The sequence below is a fragment of the Paracraurococcus ruber genome, from assembly GCF_004353985.1.
In the GTDB taxonomy this organism is placed as follows: domain Bacteria; phylum Pseudomonadota; class Alphaproteobacteria; order Acetobacterales; family Acetobacteraceae; genus Paracraurococcus; species Paracraurococcus ruber.
On record NZ_SMOA01000579.1, the window covers coordinates 1 to 1,274 of the forward strand.

At 78.1% G+C, this 1,274-nt stretch carries 1 protein-coding gene; it reads right to left on the bottom strand.

Translation table 11 applies throughout. From position 1 onward, the window contains the following. A partial coding sequence (locus tag E2C05_RS31875; protein ID WP_133223607.1) for a GspE/PulE family protein occupies nucleotides 1-1,274 on the bottom strand: 1,274 nt, incomplete at both ends.

Genomic DNA, 1,274 nt, shown 5'->3' on the forward strand with positions numbered 1-1,274 from the left:
AGCCGCGCGGCCGCCAGACCGGCCCGGGCGCGAGGCCGAGCCGCGCCGCGAGCTCGGGCGGCGGCGCATGCGCCTCCCGGCAGGCGGGGCAGAGCCGGCGGACCAGCCGCTGCGCCAGCACGCCGCGCAGCACCGAGGCGATCAGGTAGTCCGGCAGGCCGAGATCCATCAGCCGGGTGACGGCCGAGGGCGCGTCGTTGGTGTGCAGGGTCGCCAGCACGAGATGGCCGGTCAGCGCCGCCTGCGCCGCCGCCTCGGCCGTCGCGGGGTCGCGGATCTCGCCCACCAGCACCACGTCCGGGTCGTGCCGCAGCATGGCGCGCAGCGCCTCGGCGAAGCCGAAGCCGATCTGCGGCCGCACCTGCACCTGGCTGACGCCGTCCAGCCGGACCTCCACCGGGTCCTCGATGGTCACGACCTTCAGCCGCTGCCGGTCCACCGTGCCGAGCGCGGCATAGAGCGTGGTGGTCTTGCCGCTGCCGGTCGGGCCGGTGACGAGGACGAGGCGGCTGGTCTCGGCCAGCATGGCGCCGACCGCCGCCTGCTCCCCGGCGGTGAAGCCGAGCGCGTCGAAATCCAGCGCGACGGTGCCGCGGTCGAGGATGCGCAGCACCGCGCCCTCGCCGTCCAGCGCCGGGATGATGGACAGGCGCAGGTCGATGTCCCGCCCGCGCACCGCCAGCCGCAGCCTGCCGTCCTGCGGCAGCCGCCGCTCCGCGACATCGAGCCGGGCCATGATCTTGAGCCGGGAGAGCACGCCGGTGCCGAGCGCGGCCGGGACCGCGCCGGCATCCTGCAGCACGCCGTCGATCCGCAGCCGGGTGCGCAGCCCGGTCTCGGTCGCCTCGAGATGGATGTCCGACGCCCCACGCTCCACCGCGTCCAGGATCATGGCGTTGACGTGCCGGATGACCGGCGCCTCGCTCGCCTGGTCGCGCAGCCGGGCGGCATCCTCCGACCCGGTGGCGGCCTCGGGCGCCGCGGCCTCGGCCGGGGCGGCCTGGTCGAGCCGGGCGAGAGCGGCGGCGATGGCCGCCGGATCGGCGACCGCGGGCGCGACGGCGAGGCCGGTGGCGAGGGCGGCGGCCTGGGCGGCGAAGCCGTCCAGCGGATCGGCGAGGGCGAGCAGCAGCGTCCCGCCCTCCGCCCGCACCGGCCAGGCCCGGGCCCGGCGGAGGAAGCGGGGGGCGAGGCGGTCGAGCAGCGGCGGCGCGGCCGGCAGGTCGGCGCGGGCCAGCCGCGGCAGGCCGAGCGCCGCGGCCAGGGCATCGGCC